Here is a 14,574-nt window from a genome sequence, read left to right as displayed (position 1 = left end):
TTGGTCAGGTCCATGTTAGGCCCCGACGTGGCGATGAAAAGCCCCTTTTTTCATGCATGTTACCGGCGCTGTATTCCGCTAACATTTCAGGGGCGAAATTGCCTAGTTGGACCGCACGCAGCTCAACTCTGCCTCGTTCGGCGAGGGTTCGGTATAGAGCGCCTCGTCCCCCTTCACCCAGATCGAGCGGCCGAAGCTGGCCTCGTAGCGCGACCCGGACGCCGATGGCGTGAGCGACCCGGCATCCACCGTGTCGCCCCGCTCGATCCGCACCGAGGGCAGCTCGGTGTCGAAATACGTCGTCACCACTTCGTTCGCCGGGTTGCCGTCGCAGGTCCAGACATCCGTTCCGGTCGGTTCGGCCAGCATCCACGTCGCGACCAGTTCGCCTTCGCGCCTGAGATAGGCGTCGCGGATGCAGCCGGTCAGGTCGTCGGATTTCCAGCATTCGTCGCGCCCGCCGATCCAGCCGCGCTGGGAGGCTTTCAACTCCGCGACCGCCGCCTCCGCACCCGCATCCATCCCGCCTGCGGCGTCCAGCACGGCGCCGTAGACATCCGCAAGCCGCCGGTCGAGCGCGGCGAGGTCGGCGTTTTCGCAAATGGCGATCTCGGCGTCGTGTTCAGCCTTGGCGCAATCGAAGGTGGGGCCGTCCTGCGCGTGAGCGGCGACGGGAACACACAGGGCAACGAGGGACAGGATACGAATCATGGTGGGACCTCTAGGCTCTGACACCCCGAGCCTACCCGATTTCGCGTCAAAGGAGCCGCGCGATCAGCCCTTCCTGCACGGCAACGCCCCCGGCGACCACGCCGTTCACCTGTGGGTGCCGGTTGTTGAAGGCCAGCGCCCCGCCCTTTCGGTCGGTCACGCGCCCGCCCGCCTCAGCCACGAGCAGCGCCCCGGCGGCCACGTCCCATTCCCATGTCGCGCGCAGGGTCAGCATCGCGTCCTTGCGCCCCTCCGCCACCATCGCCATCCGGTAGGCGAGCGATGAGCGGAACTGACGCTTCACGTCGGGCACCTCGGCATTGATCCAGTTGTGCGGCTCCATCGCGGGCCGGGCGGCCAGCACCTCGGCCTCCGTCAATCCTTCGCGGGACGAAGCCGCCATTGGCACACCGTTCACCGTCGCGCCGCCACCGGCCACGGCCGCGTAAAGCAGGTCATGCATGGGGAGATAGACGACAGCGGCCACCGCCACCCCGCGCTCGACAACGGCGAGCGAATGGGACCACGTCGGATTGCCCTCGATGAAAGCGCGGGTGCCGTCGATCGGGTCGATGATGAACACACGGTCCGTGTCCAGCCGGTCGGTCGCGTCCGGCGTTTCCTCGGACAGCCACCCGTAGTCCGGGCGCGCGGTCCGCAGCCGGTCCTTGAGCATCTCGTCGACGGCAAGGTCGGCCTCGGTCACCGGCCCCTGATCGCCGGACTTGTCCCATGTTTTCGGGTCCTGCTTGAAGAACCCTCTCGCGATCTCTCCCGCCTCCCGCGCCGCATCAGCCAGAAGGTCGGTGTCAGCTCCCGGCAAGGGTCATGCCCTCGATCAGGAGCGAGGGGACCTGCCGCGACTTGTGCGGCTCGGCATCGTTGGCCGGCACGATCCGCTTCAGCATGTCGATCAGGTTGCCCGCGATGGTGCATTCGTTGACCGGAAAGGCGATCTCGCCGTTCTCGATCCAGAACCCCGAGGCGCCGCGCGAATAGTCGCCCGTGTTCGGGTTCACCGTCGCGCCGATCAGCCCGGTGACGAGCAGCCCGGTCCCGATCTCGGCCATCAGGTCGTCCCGGCTCTTGTCCCCTTGGGTGAGCGCCACGTTCGACACGCCCGGCGACGGCGGCCCGCCGGTGCCCCGCCCCGCGTTGCCGGTGGACTCCAGTCCCAGCTTGCGCCCGGTCGCGAGGTCCAGAACCCAGCCGTTCAGCACGCCGTTCTCGACCAGCGCCCGGCGCTCGGTCGGAAGCCCCTCACCGTCGAAGGGCCGCGACCCGGTGGCGCGCACCCGCTTGGGGTCTTCGATAAGCGACAGATGTTCGGGCAGAACCACCTCGCCCATCCGGTCGCGCAGGAAGGACGACCCGCGCACGATGGACGAGCCGTTGATGGCGGACAGCAGGTGCCCGATGATCGAGGCCGACACCCGCTCATCGAAGATGACCGGGTAACGCCCGGTATGCGGCTGGCGCGATCCCCGACGCTCCGCCGCGCGTTCGCCCGCGATGCGCCCGATCTCGTCCGCCGGGGGCAGATCCGACTGGAAGATGCGCGACTCGCCGTTGAACTCCCGCTCCATCTCGGCCCCGGTGCCGGATATCGCGGCCAGCGACACGGCCCGCGTGGTGCGCCCGTAGCCACCCGAGAATCCGTTGGAGGTGGCGAGGAAGATATCGGTGCGCCCGTAGCCCGCCGATGTCGCCTGCACCTGGCTCACGCCCTCGACCGCGAGTGCGGCCTCTTCGGCGGTGCGGGCATCGTCCTCAAGCATTTCCGGCGCGGGCTCTCCTGTCGGATCGGCCAGCTCAAGCGCCGCAAGATCCCAGTCGCGCGCGTATTGCGCGGGGTCGGCCAGCCCGATGGTCGGGTCTTCTGGCGCTTCCCGTGCCATCGCGACCGCGCGTCGGGCCATCTCGGCGATGGTCTCGGGCGCGGTGTCGGAGGCGGACACGTTCGCCTGCCGCTGCCCCACCATCACCCGCAGGCCGATATCGACCCCCTCGGAGCGTTCGGCATGTTCCAGCCGCCCCTTGAGCACGTCGATGGAAAGCGATGTTCCCGACAGGGCGAGCGCGTCTGCCGCGTCCGCACCGGCCGCCTTGGCGGCGTCGAGAAGCTGTTGGGCGAGGGTGTCGAGCGAAGCCGTCATGGGAAACCTTTCAATCGTTCCATCCAAGTAAACGCCGGACGGGCCACCCGCAAGGGCGGGCCTCTGGCGGCGCGTGGGACGAGCCGTTAAGGTCCCGCCGAAACAGGGAGTTCTTTCATGGATATGACAGGCAAAACGGTGGTCATCACCGGCGCGTCACGCGGCATCGGCGCCGCCTCGGCACGCGTTTTCGCCGAGGCCGGGGCAAACGTGACCCTGCTCGCCCGCTCGGGCGACGCCCTCTCGGAACTGGCCGAAGAAATGGGCGACCGCGCCCTCGCGCTCGAATGCGACGTGGCCTCGTTCGAGTCCGTCCAGACTGCCGTGGACGAAACCATCGGACGGTTCGGATCGGTCGATGTGCTCATCAACAACGCGGGCGTGATCGAGCCGATTTCCAGCATGGCCGACAGCGACCCCGACGACTGGGGCCGCGTGATCGACATCAACGTAAAGGGCGTCTACCACGGCGTCCGCGCGGTGCTGCCCACGATGCAGAAGGCCGGGCGTGGCACGATCCTCACCATTTCCTCCGGCGCGGCCCACGGCGCGCTGGAGGGGTGGAGCCACTACTGCACCTCCAAGGCCGCCGTCCACATGCTCACCAAGTGCCTGCACAAGGAAGAGGCGGGGCACGGCGTCCGCGCCATCGGCCTGTCGCCCGGCACCGTCGCCACCGAAATGCAGCGCGAGATCAAGGCCTCGGGCGTGAACCCGGTGAGCCAGCTCGACTGGTCCGACCACATCCCCGCCGACTGGCCCGCCAAGTGCCTTCTGTGGCTTTGCGGCCCGGACGGCGACGCATGGCTCGGTCAGGAGGTCTCGTTGCGTGACGAGGACGTGCGCCGCGCCGTGGGGCTGATCGCATGATCCGGCTCGACCGGGACGGCGGGCTGTGGACCGCCACCATCGACCGGCCGGACAAGGCCAACTCCCTCACCCGCGACATGCTGACGGAGCTTGCGGATTTTGCACAGGCCGCAGCCGGCGAGGCCCGGGCGCTGATCCTGACCGGCGCGGGCCGCGTGTTCTCCGCCGGGGCCGACCTCGACGAAGCGCGTGCGGGCCTCGCCACCGACCCGGTGTGGGAGCGGCTGTCGGGCGCCATTGCCGGGGCGCCGATCCTGACCATCGCGGCCCTGAACGGCACGCTCGCGGGCGGCGCGATGGGCATGGCGCTCGCCTGCGACCTGCGAATCGCGGTGCCGGGGGCGAAGTTTTTCTACCCGGTGATGAAGCTGGGCTTCCTGCCCCAGCCCTCGGACCCGAAACGGCTCGCCGCCCTCGTCGGTCCCGCGCGCGCCAAGATGATCCTGATGGCCGGGCAGAAGATCGAAGCGGCGGAGGCGCTGAACTGGGGGCTCATCGACCGGATCGTCGACGGCGATGTCGCGGCCATGGCCCACGACCTGGCGGGCGATGCGCTGAGCGCGACGCCGGAGCATGTGGCCGGGATCAAGGCGCTGATCTGACGTCGGACGCCGCTAGCGCGCCGTCCGACCCGGGCGAGGGGGCGCTGCCCCCTCGCGCTCCCCCGAGGTATTTCCGGACCAGAGAAGATCAGCGGCGCGGGCGCCGTTTGCCCTCGCTCCGGGACAGGAAGTCGGGCGAGCGCTTGGCGATCCAGTGGGCGAATCTGGCGATGCGGGGGTGGGTGAGGAGTGCTTCGGGCGTGTTGTAGACGCGGGCGAGCGCGGCCTCCGACAGGGTCGCGTGGATTTCCTTGTGGCAGATGTGGTGGAGGAGCACCGTCTTGCCGCCCTTGCCGCCCTTCAGCCGCGGGATCAGGTGATGGCGCGACTGCGGCACCTCCGGCGGGATCGGGCGACCGCAGAGCGGGCAGATCGGGTCGCTTGTGTCAACGGGCGCTTCCATGCACAGAAGGTGGGATGAACGGGCAGAGACGGCAAGCACTGGTGATCGGCGCGGGGCCTGCGGGGCTGATGGCCGCATGGGCGCTTGCGCACGCGGGTTGCGCCGTGACGGTGGCGGAAGCCAAGCCCACCGTCGCCCGCAAGTTCCTGATGGCAGGCAAGAGCGGGCTGAACCTGACCAAGGACGAGCCGGACGCGGCCTTTGCGGCCGCGTTTCACGGAAGCTGTGCCGGGTTGGTGCGCGACGCCGTGGCCGGGTTCGGCCCGAATGAGGTCGCCGACTGGGCGCGCGGGCTGGGCCAGCCCGTCTTCACCGGCTCTTCAGGGCGGGTGTTTCCCGAAGCGATGAAGGCCTCGCCGCTCCTGCGGGCGTGGCTCGGCGGCCTTGGCGACGTGGACATCCGCACGCGCTGGCGCTGGATCGGGTTCGAGGGCGACGCTTTCGCCTTCGACACGCCGGACGGGCGCGAGGCGCGCAGGCCTGACCTCACCATCCTCGCCCTCGGCGGGGCGAGCTGGCCGCGACTTGGCTCGGACGCGACATGGGTGCCCTGGCTGGCAGAGCGGGGTGTAGAGATCACGCCATTCGCCCCCGCGAACGCCGGTCTCGCCGTCGACTGGTCCACCCACATGGCCAAACATTTCGGCGCGCCGGTGAAAGTCGCGCGGCTCACCGCGGGCGACACCACCCTGCGCGGCGAGTTCGTGATCTCCGCTCGCGGCCTCGAAGGCTCCGCGATCTATGCCGTGTCGCGCGCCGTGCGCGAAGGCGCGCCGCTCACCCTCGACCTCTGCCCGGACTGGAGCGAGGACGAGGTGCGCGCGCGCCTGTCGCGCCATCGGGGCAAGAACACTGTCACCGCGCACCTGCGCAAGACCCTGAACCTCGACCCCGCCCGCATCGCGCTCCTGATGGAATTCGCCCGCCCGCTCCCCGCCGACCTCGCCCCCGTGCTCAAGGCACTCCCCATCGCCCACGCGGGCCTGCGCCCGATTGCGGAGGCGATATCCTCGGCGGGCGGCGTCGCGGCACCCGCGCTCGACGGCTACCGCCTCCGGGCCATTCCCGGCGTCTATGCCTGCGGAGAGATGCTGGACTGGGAGGCACCGACGGGCGGCTACCTTCTCACCGCCTGCTTCGCCACGGCGCGCGCGGCGGCGCAGCAGGCCCTCACTCAGCCCTGAGCGAGCGCCGCGGTGCGCCCGAACGCCTCGCGCCCGCGCATCCGCTTGGTGAAGGCGTTGAACACCTCGTTCTCCAGCGGGAATTTCGCGCTGCGCGCCCAGGTCGCACAATGGGTGGCGAGGATATCGGGCACCGTCATCTCGTCCCCAGTCAGGAACGGCTTGTCCCCGAGGATCTCGGCACACCGCTCCACCGCCCGGGCAAACTCCCATTTGAGCGAGCTTCGGATTTCCGGCATCCGGTGCTCTTCGGGCAGGACGAAGACGTGCCGCGCGCCCATCCACAAAAGCGCGTCCATGTCGTCGATCAGGAAATTCGTCACCGCGTCCTGCCGCGCGCGTTCGAGCGTGCCGGCGGGGTGGGTGAAGCGTCCGTGACGATCCGCGAGGAACTGCATGATCGCGACCGAGTCGGCCACCGGCTCACCATCCACCAGCAGGACCGGCACCTTGCCCGAGGGGTTATGCGCCATGACTTCCTCGCTACCCGGACCCGCCTTGACCCAGTCATACGGTTCGCCCAGTTCTTCGAGCATCCAGAGCGCCCGGAACGCGCGCGTGTCGATCTTGCCGATCAAGGTGTACATGGCTGATCCTCCCTGCCCCGACCTGCGCATGGCAGACCCCACCGGGGCAAGCATGACGTGGCGGCGTCAGTCGGTGACGAGCATGTATCCAGTGCCACGCACGGTCTGAAGCACCTTGGGCATCCGGGGGTTGGGCTCCAGCTTGCGCCTGAGCCGCGTGACCTGCACGTCCACCGCGCGGCTGGCCGGATCGGCCTCGACGGCGTCAGCCAGTTCCGCGCGCGTGACCGGCGCGCCGGGGCGGTCGGTGAGCGCGCGCATCAGCTTCACCTCGGTCCCGGTCAGGCGCACGCGCACCTCCCCCTCGCACAGATCACCGCTTGCGATGTCATAGGTGAACGGGCCGAAGCGCAGTACCTTTGGCGCGGTCTCGGCGGGCGGCGGGCGGCGGTCGAGCATCTGGTTCACCCGGTCGACAAGCGCCTGCGGCTCGAACGGTTTGGACAGCACCTCGCCCGACCGGGTTTCCCCGGCGGCGACAAGCCAGAGCACCGGCGCGCGGGTCAGCTCGCACAGCGCCTGCGCTTCGGCCACGTCTTCCATCAGGATCAGGTCGAAATCCAGCCCGGCCAGGAGCCGCGCGGCGTGGTCCACGTCCCGCGCAGCGGACACGAGGAAGCCGTGCCGCCCGAGGTAGGTCCGCAACAGCGCCCGCTTTTCCTCCTGCGGATCGACGAGCAGGATATGCGCGTCGCCCCCCGTCATTCCGGGTCTTTCAGCGCGTTGAAGTGGCGGCGCATGTCCGGGTCCATCATCGCCTCGAGCACCTTTCGGAACCCGTCCACGGCGTCCGGCCCCACCTCGCGGTAGGCCGCGCGCATCCGGGTGCGTTGCGCATCCGAGAGATCGGCCTCCAGCGCCTGACCGCGCTCGGTCAGCGTCAGGTTGCGCTCGCGCTTGTCGCGGGTGCCGACCCGGCTTTCCACCAGCCCGTCCTCGACCAGCGTGCGCAGCACCCGGTTGAGCGATTGCTTGGTGACACCGAGAATGCCCAGAAGGTTGTTGACGGTCGTGCCCGGACTGCGATGAATGAAGTGGATGGCCCGGTGATGCGCCCGTCCGTATCCGTATTGTTCGAGGATGCGGTCGGGGTCCGCCGTGAACCCCTTGTAGGCGAAGAACATCGCCTCGATGCCCTTCTTGAGCTGCTCGTCGGTGAGAAAGAGCAGGTGTGGTCCTCGCCGGTCGTCCATGCGGCCTCCCGTTCACAAAGCGATGCGTCTTTGGGCAATTTACGTCAGTCTTGTTGACTTTACCAGAGTGGAATGGTAGCGAATCGCGTCTTTGGCGCAACTTTACGTCCGAACCGGACCAAAATTGCGCAACTTTTGGAAAAGCGCGCGATGCGCGAGGAGGATGTGATGGCTGGATATGATGACCGCGACGGCAAGATCTGGGTCGACGGCACACTCGTCGATTGGCGCGATGCCAACGTACACATCCTGACCCACGCGATGCACTACGCCTCCTCGGTGTTCGAGGGTGAGCGCGCGTATGACGGCAAGATCTTCCTCACCCAGAAGCACTCCGAGCGGCTGCTGAAATCGGGCGAGATGATCGACATGCCGATCCCGTGGACCGCCGATCAGATCACCGCCGCCAAGGACGAAGTGCTTGCGGCCAACGGGCTCACCAATGCCTATGTCCGCGCCGTCGCTTTCCGGGGCGCGGGCGAGGATATGGGGGTCAGCTCCTCCAAGAACCCCGTCCGCCTGTTCATCGCCGCTTGGGAATGGGGCAGCTACTATGGCGACGCCAAGATGAAGGGCGCGAAGCTCGACATCTCCAAGTGGAAGCGCCCCTCGCCGGAAACGATCCCGACCGCCGCCAAGGCCGCCGGTCTTTACATGATCTGCACCATGTCCAAGCACGCGGCCGAGGCCAAAGGCTGCTCCGACGCGCTGTTTTACGACTATCGCGGCTATGTGGCCGAGGCGACCGGGGCCAACGTGTTCTTCGTGAAGGATGGCGAGGTTCACACCCCGATCCCCGACGCGATCCTCAACGGCCTCACCCGCCAGACCGTGATCGGGATGCTCAAGGACCGTGGGATCACCGTGCATGAGCGTCACATCATGCCCGAGGAAATGGAGGGGTTCGAACAGTGCTGGCTCACCGGCTCCGCCGCCGAGGTCACGCCGGTCGGCCAGATCGGCGACTATACTTTCGAGGTCGGCCAGCTTACCCGCGACATCTCGGACGCCTACGAGAAACTGGTGCGTTCGTAACCATTTGAGAACCTGCACCCCCTAGACTGGCGACAGCCAATCCCGGGGGTGCACATGGCCGCCACGCGCCGCAACCTGTCATACATCTTCGCGATCATCGGTCTGCTCGTCCTGCCGACCGCCTTCTCGCTGTCCTACCACGCGATCACCGGCAACCCGAACCTGCGCCCCCTCGGGGTGACGTCCGACAGCATGCGCGCCTACGAGGCCGGGGGGGCCGAAGGCGTGCGGATCGTGGCGCTGGTCGACTGGGTGCCGCCGCGCACCGGCGGATACTCCCGCAACCGGCTCGACCGCGCGATCACGCGGGCCTTCAACGCCAAGGGGGTCGAAGTCGTCGTGCGGTTCAAACCGGGGGAGGAGGTGACGCGCGTCAGCTACCTCGTGGGCAACAGCACGATCGGCCCTTTCTCCACCGCCCGCGCGGCCGAGGGCATCTCGGCAGCGGTCGACGCCTATCGCATGCACGTCCCTTTCAAGTGAGTCGGCCGATGGCCCATTGCGCGGCCTCCGCCAGAACCGGGTCATCCTCCCGCGCCAGCTCCTGCAAGCGCGGCACATGGCGCGCATCGCCCGAGTTGCCCATCGCGTAGGACACGTTGCGCAGGAACCGGTTTCGCCCGATCCGCTTGATCGGACTGCCCGAGAATTTCTCACGAAACGCCGCATCGTCCAGGGTGGCGAGATCGGCGAGCATCGGCGCGGCGAAATCGTCACGCGCCAGATACCGCACCTCCCGCGCCTCGGCGGCAAACTTGTTCCACGGACAGACCGCAAGGCAGTCGTCGCAGCCATAGATCCGGTTGCCCAGCGCCGGGCGCAAATCCTCGTCCACCGGCCCCTTGTGCTCGATGGTGAGGTAGGAAATGCACCGCCGCGCATCCAGTTGGAAGGGCGCCGGAAAGGCGTCCGTCGGACAGACGTCCAGACAGGCGGTGCAGCTCCCGCAGTTCTCCCGCCCCGGCGCGTCCACCGGCAACTCTAACGTGGTAAAGATCGCGCCGAGGAAGAACCAGTTGCCCAGCTCCCGCGACAACAGGTTCGTATGCTTGCCCTGCCAGCCAAGCCCCGCCGCCTGCGCCAGCGGCTTTTCCATGACCGGCGCGGTATCCACGAACACCTTGATTTCAGTCTCCGCCCCGGCCTCTTCGATCAGCCAGCGCCCCACGCGCTTGAGCCGCTTCTTCACGATGTCATGGTAATCGCGGTTCTGGGCATAGACACTGATCGCCCCGCGCTCCGCCTGCCCCACGACCGCCATCGGGTCATGTTCGGGCGTGTAAAGCTCCGCCAGCATGATGACAGACCGCGCCTCGGGCCACAGCGCCGCCGGGTCGCCGCGCCACCCCATGCGCTCTTCCATCCAGCCCATGTCGCCATGCCGCCCGTCCGCGACAAAGGCCGCCAGCCGCCCGGCCAGCTCCGGCACGGCGTCGGGCCGCGTGATCCCCACGGCCGAGAACCCTTCGGCCAGGGCCCGCTCTCTCAATTTCTCGTCAATGCTCATGGGGCGTCTCCGTCCCGGCGGCGCCTCAGAAATCGAGGTCCGCGTAATGCGCCGGCGGCGGGAAGCTCGGCACCTGATCGGCCAGAAGCGAGCGGAAGGCGGGCCGCGATTTGATCTTGGCATACCACTCGCGCACGTTCTCGTTCCGGTTCCAGTCGACGTCCGAGATGTAATCCAGCGCCGACAGGTGCGCCGCCGCCGCGAAATCCGCCAGTGTCATACTATCCCCGGCAAGCCACCGGCGCTGATCCAGAAGCCAGCCCATGTAGTCGAGGTGATACTTGATCGCCTTGGCCCCGGCCTTGATCCGCGTGGAATCCGGATACCCGGCACCGGTCAGCTTCTTGTGAACCCGCTCATACAGCAGGTTCGCCGTCACCTCGTGATGAAACTTGTCGTCGAACCACGCCACGATCCGCCGCACCTCGTAGCGCCCGTCGATCGAGCCGGGCATCAGCGGCGGGTCCGGCACCTTCTCCTCGACATACTCACAGATCGCCGTGCTCTCGGTCAGCGTCTTGCCGTCCATGCGTAGCACCGGCACCTTGCCCGCCGGATTGCGGCGCAGGAACTCGACGCTCTTTTCCCAGTAGCGCTCTTCGATAAGCTCCACCTCCAGCCGCTTCTCGGCCAGGATCAGCCGCACCTTGCGGCAGAACGGGGACAGGGGTGAGTGATAAAGTCGGATCATCGTTGTGTTATTGTTGGCTCTCAGCCTCTCATGCCGTGAAAACCCGGCCGGTTCAATCCTCGAGACAATCCGCGCGCCCGTCTCGGAGGATCGTCGCCGCCCCGTCCGCGATCGACGCCGCGCGGCGCTGCACGAACTGGCCGGGGCGCGACGCCGAGCGCCCCTTTGGGTCGGGCAGGATCGCGGCAAGCCGGGCCGCCTGCATGGCGGTAAGGGCATCGGGCGTCACGCCATAGTAATGCGCCGCCGCCGCGTGGACCCCGAAGACGCCCTCGTCGAACTCAGCCACGTTGAGATAGACCTCGACGATCCGGCGCTTGGTCCAGACCAGCTCCATCGCCGGCGTGATGACGGCCTCCAGCGCCTTGCGCACATAACTGCGGGCGGGCCAGAGATAGACGTTCTTCACAACCTGCTGGCTCAGCGTCGACGCTCCCCGCGTTTCACCCGCCTCGATCACCTGCCGGATCGCGGCCATGTCGAACCCCCAGTGCAGGCAGAAATTGGCATCCTCCGCCGCCACCACTGACCGGGCCATCACGGGCGCGATATCTTCCATCTGCGCCCAGTCATGGGACAGGCCGCCAAGCCTGCGCGACTCGCTCGCCATGTAAAGCGTGGTGGGCGGGTTCACGAACGCATAGAGCGACACGCCCAGACACACGAAAGCCACCGCGCCCAGCACGCCGCGACGCGCCCAACGCCAAACAAAGCGCCGCGCGCCCCGTTTCGGAGCCACGCGGCGCGGTGTCTTTTTCGATTTCGCCGGTGTGCGCGCCATGGCCACTTATGACCACGCGGCGCGTCATCTGGTCAAGCGAGGTCGGGCTGGTCGCGCATTTCTGCCTTCTCGGCGCCGCGTGTGGTGCGCGCCCCGTCCTCCTCGCGCACGGTCGCGGTGCGGATCTGGTCGGCATGGCGCCCCGACAGGGAGGAGCGGGTGACCTTGCCGCCAAACCGGCTGATCGTCGCGGCAAGCGCACCGGGGTCGACCCGCCGCGCCAGCAGCGCAACCGCCGCCTGCCCCGGCTCGATCCGCCGCCCGACGTCGCGCAGATAGGCATCGCGAATCCCGATGTCGGTCATGCGCCCGGTGATGAACCCGGCTCCTGCGCCCACGGCCGCCCCGATGACCGGCATCAGGAACACTGCCCCCAGCACGGCGCCCCAGACGGCCCCGCCGATCACATGGGTCCAGGCGGTCTGAACCTCGCGCTCGATGTCGATGGCCCGGTCCGGCGCGCGGCTGACGACCTCGATATCGGATGGCTCGATCTGGTAGTTGCGGCCCATTGCAGCCATCGCATTGCGCGCGGCAAGGGCCTTTTGCTTGTCGGGAAAGGTGGCGACGACGATCTCGGACATGATGCTCTCCGGCAATACCTGTTGCCGCAAAAACGCCCCGCCCGGGCATTCGGTTCCCGGTGCCCGCGCCTCAGATGTAGATCGGCAGCGCCGTCGCCACGACCGCGCCCAGCACGAGGCCGAGGCACAGGCCGACCACGACCCTCAGAAAGAACTGCACCGTGGCAGCGATCGAACGCAGCATGCGACCCCCATCGCAGTAACCGGTTACATTTCAGCGGGGCAGAGCCCCCGGTATCAGCCCGAACAGGCCCAGACAGCCACGCGGCAGCCGGACCCGTATTGGCGGCAGTAACTCAACGCCGCAGCCTCGGCCGCCCCGCGCGAGCTGCCCGTGGCCCAGCCCCAGCCGCCGTTGGTTGCCTGCGCCATCGCCCCACAGGTGCCCCGGAACGTCCGGATTTCGGTGCAGTCGTATTCGCAGCCCTGCGCAACGGCGTCATACGCCTGCTGCTGCGTTGCCCATTCATAGGACCAGCCGTGCGCGCCGCCCGGCCCGATCCCGACACCACCCCAAAGCTGCGCCATAGCGGCCCCCGGAAGCATGACGGTCAGAAATGCTGCAATTTTCAGAAATGTTCTCATGAATCGCCCCCTTCGTTTGATCGTAGCATAACCAGATTTTCCACCCGCGCACGAAAAAGGGCAGACGCCGAAGCGCCTGCCAGTGTTCGCGAGGGATCGCGAATACTCGGACGGGAGTGCGTTATGTCCGAGCAATCGGGGTATCAGGTGGGCAGATCGATCAAGACGCTTTCCTGAGCGAGGTGTTCTTTGGCACCTCGAAGCGATACCCCAATCCATAAACGGTCTCGATCGCGCCAAAGGCCGGATCGACCGCCTTGAGCTTTTGTCGAATCCGTTTGATGTAGCTATCGATATTCCTGTCAGCGACATAGACATCGTCGCCGTAGACGCGGTCCTGGATCACGTCGCGCGATTTGAGATGGCCGGGATGCTCGGCCAGCAGCCTCAGGATCAGGAACTCGCTGCGCGTCAGCACAACCTCCTCGCCGCGCCACGTTACGCGGTGCTGGCTGCTGTCCATGACCAGCGGAGCGCGTTCGAGTCTCGTCTCCGAATGTGCCCCATGCTCGGCGACGAATTCCGCCTGCGAAATGCGCTGAAACGCCAGCCGAACGCGCTCGAGCAACGACATGAGCGACACCGGCTTGGCGACGACATCCTGCGCACCCATCCGCAGGCCAATCACCTCCGAAGCCTCCTCGCCGCCCGGATTCAGGAGCATGACCGGAACGCTGCTGCGCTGCCGGAGCCGTTCCATGAGCTCAAACCCGTCTATCTTCGGAAGCTCGATATCGACTATGGCGAGTTCCGGCTTGCGCCGCACGATGCCCTGAAGGGCCAGTTCCGACTCCCGGTAGGCGTCGACCCGGTAGCCCCTATCTTCAAACAAGCGCCTCAACCCGGTCAGGACCGAATTATCATGCGCCACGATTGCTATCCTTCTCATCATTCCAACTCCCGGCCCCCACGGGCCTATCTGAAAGTGCACAGGCAAAAGGCCCGCCAAACTCGAATCAAAACGTTCAACGACATATTAAATAAGAACTTCATTGAACGATGTCAATGAAACTAGATTTGACAATTTCATTGAACGATGAAAGTCATTCGTCATGAACAGAACGCCATCCAGAGCACCCAAGCGCCGAACCCGCCGCGACGAGCAACGCGAACTCACGCGCGGCAAGCTCCTTGAAGCCGCGCGAAAGCTCTTTCGCGACTACGGATATGAAGATGTTTCGGTCACCGAAATCGGCAAGGAGGCCGGCGTTTCCCATACGCTCATCAACGCGTATTTCCACGGCAAGGCCGGGCTGCTGTACGAAATCGTCCGCGAAAACAATGCGCCGCAATGGCCGATTCTGATCGAGGCCGCAGGCAACGATGACGACCCGAAAGACCGCCTGTGGAACATGCTCGACATCGCCGGACGAAAGGATGGCGAAGACCCTCGCCTGCTGGCCGTCATGCAATCCTATGCCTGGCTCTGGCCTGAGGAGATCGAAGTCGCGAACCGCGCGGACCGGCTCTTGTTCAAAGAACTGATCGCCAAGGTCATCGAGGCTGGACAGGCCTCAGGTGCTTTCCGGACTGACATCGACCCGCTTCAGACCGCACGGGTTATCTTCGCCGTCTACACCTGGGAACTACGCTCCACCGTGTTCAAGGATACGTCGCTCGAAAGCGCGCTCGCGAACATGCGCGCCTACATAGGCAACCTGATCCTGGTCGATCACTGAACCGGC

General features: G+C 66.7%; 19 protein-coding genes. 6 read left to right on the top strand and 13 right to left on the bottom strand.

The genetic code is table 11. The annotated features are described in order from the left end of the window. Positions 1-102: 102 nt before the first annotated feature. From B2585_RS02965 to B2585_RS02955, 3 genes are read right to left on the bottom strand one after another with little or no spacing between them, the layout of a single operon-like run. Complete coding sequence (locus B2585_RS02965; RefSeq protein ID WP_292019812.1) at positions 103-711, bottom strand: MliC family protein; 609 nt, start codon at positions 709-711, stop codon at positions 103-105. 46 nt (positions 712-757) lie between these two features. Then, positions 758-1,534: an inositol monophosphatase family protein gene (locus B2585_RS02960; protein ID WP_292019810.1), complete on the bottom strand. Its 777-nt coding sequence runs from the start codon at positions 1,532-1,534 to the stop codon at positions 758-760. Next, on the bottom strand, positions 1,521-2,867 hold the full coding sequence (locus B2585_RS02955) for a TldD/PmbA family protein (protein WP_292019808.1): 1,347 nt from the start codon (positions 2,865-2,867) through the stop codon (positions 1,521-1,523). Before B2585_RS02955 ends, B2585_RS02960 begins: the two co-directional genes overlap by 14 nt. A gap of 117 nt (positions 2,868-2,984) precedes the next feature. On the opposite strand from B2585_RS02955, the gene B2585_RS02950 reads away from it, so the two are divergent. Both B2585_RS02950 and B2585_RS02945 read left to right on the top strand, forming a co-directional pair. Then, entirely contained in the window at positions 2,985-3,737 is a 753-nt protein-coding gene (locus B2585_RS02950; RefSeq protein ID WP_292019806.1) for an SDR family oxidoreductase, read from the top strand. Beyond that, positions 3,734-4,339 (top strand): enoyl-CoA hydratase/isomerase family protein, encoded by a 606-nt coding sequence (locus B2585_RS02945; RefSeq protein ID WP_292019803.1) that lies wholly within the window; start codon positions 3,734-3,736, stop codon positions 4,337-4,339. Before B2585_RS02950 ends, B2585_RS02945 begins: the two co-directional genes overlap by 4 nt. An 88-nt stretch (positions 4,340-4,427) precedes the next feature. Here B2585_RS02945 and B2585_RS02940 read toward each other — a convergent pair whose 3' ends face one another. Further along, entirely contained in the window at positions 4,428-4,742 is a 315-nt protein-coding gene (locus B2585_RS02940) for an HNH endonuclease (protein WP_292019801.1), read from the bottom strand. Positions 4,743-4,756: 14 nt separating this feature from the next. On the opposite strand from B2585_RS02940, the gene B2585_RS02935 reads away from it, so the two are divergent. Continuing rightward, the gene (locus B2585_RS02935) at positions 4,757-5,926 is read left to right on the top strand and encodes a TIGR03862 family flavoprotein (RefSeq protein ID WP_292019799.1); all 1,170 of its coding nucleotides are present in this window, start codon (positions 4,757-4,759) and stop codon (positions 5,924-5,926) included. Here B2585_RS02935 and B2585_RS02930 read toward each other — a convergent pair. The 3 genes from B2585_RS02930 to B2585_RS02920 form a co-directional block, all read right to left on the bottom strand. Next, a complete protein-coding gene (locus tag B2585_RS02930; protein ID WP_292019797.1) occupies positions 5,917-6,513 on the bottom strand; it encodes a glutathione S-transferase family protein in 597 nt (198 codons plus the stop codon). The two genes, B2585_RS02935 and B2585_RS02930, sit on opposite strands and share 10 nt — an antisense overlap. Before the next feature lie 66 nt (positions 6,514-6,579). Next, a complete protein-coding gene (locus B2585_RS02925; RefSeq protein WP_292019796.1) occupies positions 6,580-7,218 on the bottom strand; it encodes a winged helix-turn-helix domain-containing protein in 639 nt (212 codons plus the stop codon). Beyond that, positions 7,215-7,706: a MarR family winged helix-turn-helix transcriptional regulator gene (locus B2585_RS02920; protein ID WP_292019794.1), complete on the bottom strand. Its 492-nt coding sequence runs from the start codon at positions 7,704-7,706 to the stop codon at positions 7,215-7,217. Before B2585_RS02920 ends, B2585_RS02925 begins: the two co-directional genes overlap by 4 nt. Before the next feature lie 168 nt (positions 7,707-7,874). Here B2585_RS02920 and B2585_RS02915 point away from each other — a divergent pair, with 168 nt between their 5' ends. Both B2585_RS02915 and B2585_RS02910 read left to right on the top strand, forming a co-directional pair. Continuing rightward, complete coding sequence (locus tag B2585_RS02915) at positions 7,875-8,741, top strand: branched-chain amino acid aminotransferase (RefSeq protein ID WP_292019792.1); 867 nt, start codon at positions 7,875-7,877, stop codon at positions 8,739-8,741. A 54-nt stretch (positions 8,742-8,795) separates the two neighbouring features. Beyond that, a complete protein-coding gene (locus tag B2585_RS02910; protein WP_292019790.1) occupies positions 8,796-9,224 on the top strand; it encodes a hypothetical protein in 429 nt (142 codons plus the stop codon). On the opposite strand, the gene queG is transcribed toward B2585_RS02910, so the two are convergent. The 6 genes from queG to B2585_RS02880 form a co-directional block, all read right to left on the bottom strand. After that, positions 9,217-10,248, bottom strand: coding sequence for a tRNA epoxyqueuosine(34) reductase QueG (queG, locus tag B2585_RS02905; RefSeq protein ID WP_292019788.1), 1,032 nt, complete (start codon positions 10,246-10,248; stop codon positions 9,217-9,219). The genes B2585_RS02910 and queG overlap by 8 nt on opposite strands. A gap of 25 nt (positions 10,249-10,273) precedes the next feature. Next, the gene (locus B2585_RS02900; protein WP_292019787.1) at positions 10,274-10,939 is read right to left on the bottom strand and encodes a glutathione S-transferase family protein; all 666 of its coding nucleotides are present in this window, start codon (positions 10,937-10,939) and stop codon (positions 10,274-10,276) included. A 52-nt stretch (positions 10,940-10,991) separates the two neighbouring features. Next, positions 10,992-11,720, bottom strand: a complete 729-nt coding sequence (gene mtgA / locus B2585_RS02895; protein ID WP_292019785.1) for a monofunctional biosynthetic peptidoglycan transglycosylase — start codon at positions 11,718-11,720, stop codon at positions 10,992-10,994. Between the two features lie 32 nt (positions 11,721-11,752). Beyond that, the gene (locus B2585_RS02890; protein WP_292019784.1) at positions 11,753-12,304 is read right to left on the bottom strand and encodes a DUF1269 domain-containing protein; all 552 of its coding nucleotides are present in this window, start codon (positions 12,302-12,304) and stop codon (positions 11,753-11,755) included. Between the two features lie 237 nt (positions 12,305-12,541). Beyond that, on the bottom strand, positions 12,542-12,889 hold the full coding sequence (locus B2585_RS02885; RefSeq protein ID WP_292019782.1) for a DUF4189 domain-containing protein: 348 nt from the start codon (positions 12,887-12,889) through the stop codon (positions 12,542-12,544). 160 nt (positions 12,890-13,049) lie between these two features. After that, positions 13,050-13,778, bottom strand: coding sequence for a response regulator transcription factor (locus B2585_RS02880; protein WP_292019780.1), 729 nt, complete (start codon positions 13,776-13,778; stop codon positions 13,050-13,052). A gap of 163 nt (positions 13,779-13,941) precedes the next feature. On the opposite strand from B2585_RS02880, the gene B2585_RS02875 reads away from it, so the two are divergent. Continuing rightward, positions 13,942-14,568: a TetR/AcrR family transcriptional regulator gene (locus B2585_RS02875; protein WP_292019778.1), complete on the top strand. Its 627-nt coding sequence runs from the start codon at positions 13,942-13,944 to the stop codon at positions 14,566-14,568. Positions 14,569-14,574: the final 6 nt, after the last annotated feature.

This window comes from Maritimibacter sp. UBA3975 (assembly GCF_002384975.1).
In the GTDB taxonomy this organism is placed as follows: domain Bacteria; phylum Pseudomonadota; class Alphaproteobacteria; order Rhodobacterales; family Rhodobacteraceae; genus Maritimibacter.
This window is presented reverse-complemented; position numbering and strand designations above follow the sequence as displayed.